The following is a 6220-nucleotide window of genomic DNA, read 5'->3' on the forward strand; positions in this document are numbered from 1 at the left end:
GGAATCCGGAAGTTTTCGTTTACCGTAGGGACCTCCTCTGCGGCCGATGTAGGCCCCATTGGGCGGCAGCCCGCTCTGGAGCGCCGCCGGGAGGGGGGCGGAGCGCGTTCGCCGCTTGCCGCGTGCGTGAAGAAACGGTGGCGGGGTTTCGCGTCGGGGGCGGCTGTGCGACAATGCGCTGCGCAGTCGGCGAGAATCGGTGGGAGCAAGAAGGACGGGGAGGCGCTCGTGGCGAAGGCGGGGGCGGCGGCCGGGGGCCGCCATGTGGCGCGAGGCGTGGTGTGCGCGCTTGCGGGCGGTGTGTGCTGGGGGTTCTCGGGGACGTGCGCGCAGCTGCTCATGGCCGACTACGGCGCGCCCGCCACATGGATCACCTGTGTGCGCATGGTGATAGCGGCTGCGTTCTTCCTGCTCCTTGCCGCCGCGCGCAACTGGCGCGACCTTGCGGCGGCGCTGCGCGACTGGCGCTCGCTCGTCCAAATCGCCGCGTTCGCCGTGTTCGGCGTGCTGCTCACGCAGCTGAGCTACCTCAACACCATCGGCTACACCTCCGCCGGCGTGGGCACCACCATCGAGCAGGTGGGGCTTGTGTTCATCATGCTCTACGTGTGCCTGCGCGCACGCCGCCTTCCCCGCGCACGTGAGGCTGCAGGCCTCGTGCTCGCGCTTGCGGGCATGGCGGTCATCGCCACCCAGGGCGATCCGAGCCGTTTGGCCATCCCGGCCGAAGGCTTGGCCTGGGGGTTCGTTTCGGCGGTGGCGCTCGCCTTCTACACGCTCATGCCCGTGCGCGTGCTGGCGAAGTGGGGTTCGATGGTGGTGACGGGGCTGGCCATGCTGTTCGGCGGCTCCGCGGCGTCGGTCATCGTGCAACCCTGGGCCATGGGCGTGCAGCTGCCCGTTGGGGGCGTGGCCGCGTTCGTGGCCATCGTGGTGGTGGGCACGTTCGGCGCCTACCTGCTTTACCTGCAGGGCGTCGCCGACGCCGGCCCGGTGAAGGCGAGCCTTCTGTGCTGCGTCGAGCCGGTGTCCGCCACGGTGCTCGCGCTCGTGTGGCTGCGAACGCCCGTGTCGATGTGGGACTTGATCGGGTGCGCGCTCATCGTTGCCATGATCTTCCTCGTCACCGAGCGCGAGCAGAAGCCCGCCGCCGCGCCCGCCTCCCAAGCCGGCACGGCGCCTGCCGCCGACCGGCTCCCCGATGATCCGCCGCTGTTCGCCGGACGCGCCTCGGTGCTCGGCTACTACGCAAGCCGCCCCGCCGCGCGCGAGGACTTCGCCCGCGTGGCGGCGCTGCTCGACGTTGGCCACGAGACGTTCGCCGCCCTCGGCATAGACGAGGGACGCAACAAGAAATACCCCTCGGCCCGCCGCCTCATGCGCAGCATCAAAAACGGTACGACGCACGTGGTGGAGGACGGGCAGGGCCGCCTCATCGCGGTGTTCGCCGTGTCGTTTTCGCCCGACAAGAACTACGCCCGCGGCATAGAGGGCGCGTGGCTCACCGACACGCTCGCCGAGCCGCAACCCTATGCCGAGCTGCACTGGGTGTCCGTGGATGAGCCGGCCAGGCGTCGCGGAGTGGGCATGTTCATCCTTGACAAGGCGGATCGGATAGCCCGGGCGGGCGGACGCGCGAGCATCCGCGCCGACGTCTACCCGGAAAACGCCCCCATGCAACGGCTGCTGGAGAAGCACGGTTACGCGCGTTGCGGCCAGATCGCGATCAAAGACGTGCTCGGCCGCGAGAAGCGCCGCGTCGCCTACGAGCGCCTCCTGCGCGGCTGAGGCCGGCGGCCGCCCCTGCCGCCCCGTCCCGGCGCCTGTCGAAATTCTCTGTCCGCTCGGCCTCGGCGCTTCTCGCAAACGGCGGGAGGGGTATAATTGCCGCACCATGTCACCTCAATCACGGGAAAAAGTCGCCTTGGCGGTGTTCGCCGCCCTGATCGTGCTCAGCCTCGCCGGCCTGGGTTGGTACCTGGTCGCCGGCCATTCTTGGAACGTGGCGGCCTCGAACATCGACGACACCTTCGGCAGCATGGAGGGCTACACCGCCATCGTCTACGCAGGAACGGCCGAGCCGGAGCCTTCTTCGGCGGCCGGCGCTTCCGGCGCCGGGAAGCCCTCGTCCCCAGAGAAGGGGTCTTCCTCCGAAGACGCCGAGGAGCGGGACGCCGAAGGCGCTTCGCAGCCCGTCTTGGATCCGGCGGCGGAGGACGCGCCCTCAAGCGACGACGCCCCCGATTCCCAAAAGGACGCGCCCTCAAGCGACGACGCCCCCGATTCCCAGGAGGATGCGCCCTCAAGCAGCAACGCCTCCGATTCCGAAAAGGACACGTCCGCCTCCTTTGCAGGCGCCACGGCGAGGGCGGGCGCGCAGCCCCTCTCGGTGGCCGAGGTCCGCGAGAGCTACGAGGACAAGGACGCCGCGGTGTTCGAGCTGGACACCGTCGACCCCAGCCGCTATTCCGAGGGGGTCATCCTCAAAAGGGGCGCTCACCGCTTCGGCGTGTTGTCCGTCAGCGCCGACGAGGGCTTTGCGGCGCGGCGGATAGAGGGGCAGGTCGCTTACTTCGCGGAGCACGAGGTGGACTTCGTCGTGGTCGTGACGGACGACAGGGAGCTGCTCGAGGATGCGGAGGGCGTGGACATCGTGGTGGCCACGCAGGACGAGGACCCGCTCGTGATGGGCGAGACCGTGGGGTCCACCTTCTACGTGGACGCTCCGGAGAAGGGCAAGGTGGGCGCCATCCTCATTTCCCCAAGCAACGTCGTCTCCGCCAAGGTTATAGAGGATCTTTAGAATCAGCAATTATTTGAACAGGCGTTTTTGCATTCGTACTCCGTTTGCATGACAAGCGGAACAGGCCGATTGAGTACGAAATCAGCGGTTTGCACGATAGACGGCCCCTTGGCTTTTAGGCGATAGTGGTCCCCGACGAAACCGGCGCGACCGAACCGAGCGCGCCGCCGCTGAAAACGCTGGAGGAGGCGCTTGATATGAAAATCCTTGGCATGGGCGTTCCCGAGCTGGTTATCATTCTGGCCGTCGTCCTGCTCATCTTCGGGCCGAAGAACCTTCCCAAGCTGGGGGCCTCCCTCGGCAAGACGGTGAAGAACCTGCGCGAGGGCATGAGCGACGGCAAGGAAGAGGACGCCGACGGCATGGAGCTGGCCGTCGAGGACGATGAGTCCGAGGAGGCCGCCCGGCCGGCAAAGAAGACGGTGAAGGCCAAGAAGGCCACCGCGTAATCCAGACCACTCTCTATTTTCAAGGCGCGATCCCTCCCTCCCTCGCGCCCGCAGCGCCCCGCCGCATCCGTGCCGCGGGGCGCTGCGCATTCCGGGGCAAGTCGTGGGGACTTCGGGCTGCCGTGCCGGCGCGCCCCCGTGTCCTGCTATCATGGTTGGTCGTCAGCCGTCTATCGGGAAGGAGGGTCCGTGCAGTCCGGTTTGCGCGGAATGCGGCCCGTCGAGCCGTCCGCTCTGCGGTCCACGTTGGGGTTCGCCTGCAACCAGGGGTTCGTGTTCTCCCTGTTCTACCTGGGTCCGAACAGGGCCCTGGACGCCGGCCCCGTCTTGTTCGAACGCGCCGATCTGTTCGCTACCCTCGCTTTCATGGTGCTTTCCTTCGCGCTTCTGCGCGCGGCCGCCCCCCGGGCGCGCGACGCGCTGCTCTCTCGCGCGCTTCTGTGGTGCTACGCGCTTTTGCTGGTGGTGGGGTCGGCCCTTCCCGTCCTGGTGGGTCCGGCGCCGGGCACCGTGCTGGCCGAAGGGCTGCTCGTGGGCGCGTCCGCCGGCCTCATGCTGGCCGCGTGGGGCCGCGCGTTCGGCAGGAGGCCTTCGGAGCGCTGCCTGCCCGAGGTGTTCGTCTCGTCCGCCCTGGCCGCCGCCGTCTGCCTGGCGTTCTGGGCGCTTCCCTGGGAAGGCGCCCCGCTCGCGCTCAAGCTGCTTGCCCTGGGCAGCGCCTTCGCCTTGAAGGGGCTCGCGCCGTTTTCGGAGGAGGGCGCCCGCCAAAGCTGCAAGGGAGGCTCCGCGCCCTCCCCGATAACCTTCGGCGATTTGGTTGCCACCAAGGAGCAGCGTGTTGAGACCGCGCGCCTGTCCAGGAAGATGTTGACGGGCACCGTTTTGTTCGGGCTGGCTGCCGGCTTCATGGAGACGTTCTCGTCCGAGCCCGGCATGGCGTCGAACCCGGCCATAGGGGCGACCCTGCTCGTGCTCGTGCTGTTCTGCACGGCGGCCCTGCAGCTGATGGCGGGCGACGCGAGGGCTTCGCAGGACGGTCGCGGCGCGCAAAGCCCCCTGGACGGCGTGTACCGGCTGGCCGTGCTCGTGATGATGGCGGGCTTTCTGTTCGTGCCGGTGCTGGGTTCGTTCGGCGTCACGGGCGAGGCCGTGGTCCTGGCGGGGTATCTGGGGCTCATATCCGTTTTGATCTCGCTGTTCCTCCTCATGGCCAAGCTGACCGGCCAGGACGCGGCTGCGGCGTTCGCCGGGGGGTTCGCGGCGCTTTACCTGGGGGAGATGGCGGGCATCGTCTTGGGCAACGTCATTGAGTCGCTCGAACCCGCAGGGGAGGCGCCCTACGCCGTGGCGGCCTTCGCCGGCCTGGCGGCGCTTTACGCGTACCTGTTCCTGTTCACGGAGAGGGACTTCGGCGCCTTGTCGGTCATCGTGCGCGACGCGGACCGGTTCGACGACGCGTGCCGGGTCATCTCCTCCGAGCACGGCCTGTCCAAGCGCGAGTCCGAGATACTGCCGCTCGCCCTGCGCGGCCGCACCGGCGAGCGCATAGCGGGCGAGCTGTTCATATCCAAGAGCACGGTGGACACGCATCTGCGCCGCATCTACGCGAAGACGGGCACGCATGGACGCCAAGAGCTCATCGACCTGGGCGAGCGCACCGTGCGCCGCCTGGGCGGGAAATGAGGGGGATCATGGTCTGCGAAGGGCTTCGGGCCGCGCTTGCGCGCGCGGTGGGCGAGGAGGGGCTGCGGCTTGGCGAGCCCATGGCGGCGCACACCACCTTCGCGGTGGGCGGTCCGGCGGAGTGCGCGGTCTTTCCGCGCACCGAGGGGCAGGTGCGCGCGGTTTGGGAGGCGTGCCGCTCCTTCGGCGTTTCTCTGCGGGCGATGGGCTTGGGAAGCGACCTTTTGGTGAGCGACGCGGGGCTGCGCGGCGTCGTGATGATCCTGGCCGGCGGCTTTTCGGGAGTGTCTGTGGAGGGGCGGACGGTAAAGGCCCAGGCGGGGGCGTCGAACGCCCAGGTGGCCGAGGCCGCGCAGCGGGCGGGGCTTGCCGGCTACGAGTTCGCGAGCGGCATACCGGGGACCGTCGGCGGCGCGGCCATCATGAACGCGGGCGCCTACGGCGGGGAGTTCGGGCAGGTGGCGCGAAGCGTGCGCTGCCTGACGCCGGAGGGGCGCGCGGTGGAGGTGACCGCAAAGGAGGCGGCGTGGTCCTACCGGCACAGCATGATGGACGATCGCGGCTACCTGGTGCTCTCGGCGCAGCTGGTCCTTGAGCCCGACGACCCGGAGGCCGTCCGGGCGCGCATGGAGGACCTGGCGCGCCGTCGCGCCGAAAAGCAGCCCCTTGAGCTGCCGAGTGCGGGGAGCACCTTCAAGCGCCCTGAGGGATGCTTCGCGGGAAAGCTCATAGAGGAGGCCGGCCTGCGCGGATTCCGCGTGGGGGGCGCGCAGGTGTCGGAGAAGCACTGCGGCTTCGTGGTGAACGCGGGCGGCGCCACGGCCAAGGACGTGCGCCGGCTGATCGACGAGGTGCAAGAGCGCGTGCTGGCGAGCGCAGGCGTGCTTTTGGAGCCGGAGGTGCGCATGTGGGGCTTCGAGGACGAGGGCGAGTGAGCGGGTCCTTCCGTCCGCCGCGGCCCTTGTGCCTTTCGTCGTGATATGTTATATCTAGAATAGCATTTTTCGAACGCGCGCGAGCCGTTTGGAGAGGGTCGCACGTGGCGGAGGAGGAAGGCGAGGGCCCGTGATTGACCGATCCATCTTTGCGCTGCCGGGCGTGCGGCGCGTCCTTGCCGCGCTCGCCGCGTCGTCGACGGCGCGGGCCTTGCTCGTGGCCGGCCAGGCGCTTGCCCTGGCGAGCGCAGTCGTAGGCGTGTGGGAGGGAGGCGCGCTGGCAGACCAGGCGGCGTGTGTCGAGGTGGTTGTGGCCTGCTTTGTCGGAAGCCGGCTCCTCGCGTCGGTGCAGG

5 protein-coding genes and 1 pseudogene are annotated in these 6220 nt (G+C 69.0%); all 6 read left to right on the forward strand.

Going from position 1 to position 6220, the window contains the following annotated elements:
• The first annotated feature begins 228 nt into the window (after positions 1-228).
• Positions 229-1788 (forward strand): GNAT family N-acetyltransferase, encoded by a 1560-nt coding sequence (locus ACWKY3_RS04020; RefSeq protein ID WP_449315130.1) that lies wholly within the window; start codon positions 229-231, stop codon positions 1786-1788.
• Positions 1789-1930: 142 nt separating this feature from the next.
• Complete coding sequence (locus ACWKY3_RS04025) at positions 1931-2803, forward strand: alcohol dehydrogenase (protein WP_449315135.1); 873 nt, start codon at positions 1931-1933, stop codon at positions 2801-2803.
• A 197-nt stretch (positions 2804-3000) separates the two neighbouring features.
• Positions 3001-3252, forward strand: coding sequence for a twin-arginine translocase TatA/TatE family subunit (gene tatA, locus ACWKY3_RS04030; RefSeq protein WP_449315131.1), 252 nt, complete (start codon positions 3001-3003; stop codon positions 3250-3252).
• Positions 3253-3441: 189 nt separating this feature from the next.
• Positions 3442-4932: a LuxR C-terminal-related transcriptional regulator gene (locus ACWKY3_RS04035; RefSeq protein WP_449315132.1), complete on the forward strand. Its 1491-nt coding sequence runs from the start codon at positions 3442-3444 to the stop codon at positions 4930-4932.
• Positions 4933-4940: 8 nt separating this feature from the next.
• Positions 4941-5867: a UDP-N-acetylmuramate dehydrogenase gene (murB, locus tag ACWKY3_RS04040; RefSeq protein ID WP_449315133.1), complete on the forward strand. Its 927-nt coding sequence runs from the start codon at positions 4941-4943 to the stop codon at positions 5865-5867.
• A gap of 130 nt (positions 5868-5997) precedes the next feature.
• Positions 5998-6220 (forward strand): annotated as a pseudogene (locus ACWKY3_RS04045) (thiol reductant ABC exporter subunit CydD); the annotation flags it as partial.

Source organism: Rubneribacter sp., from assembly GCF_965361815.1.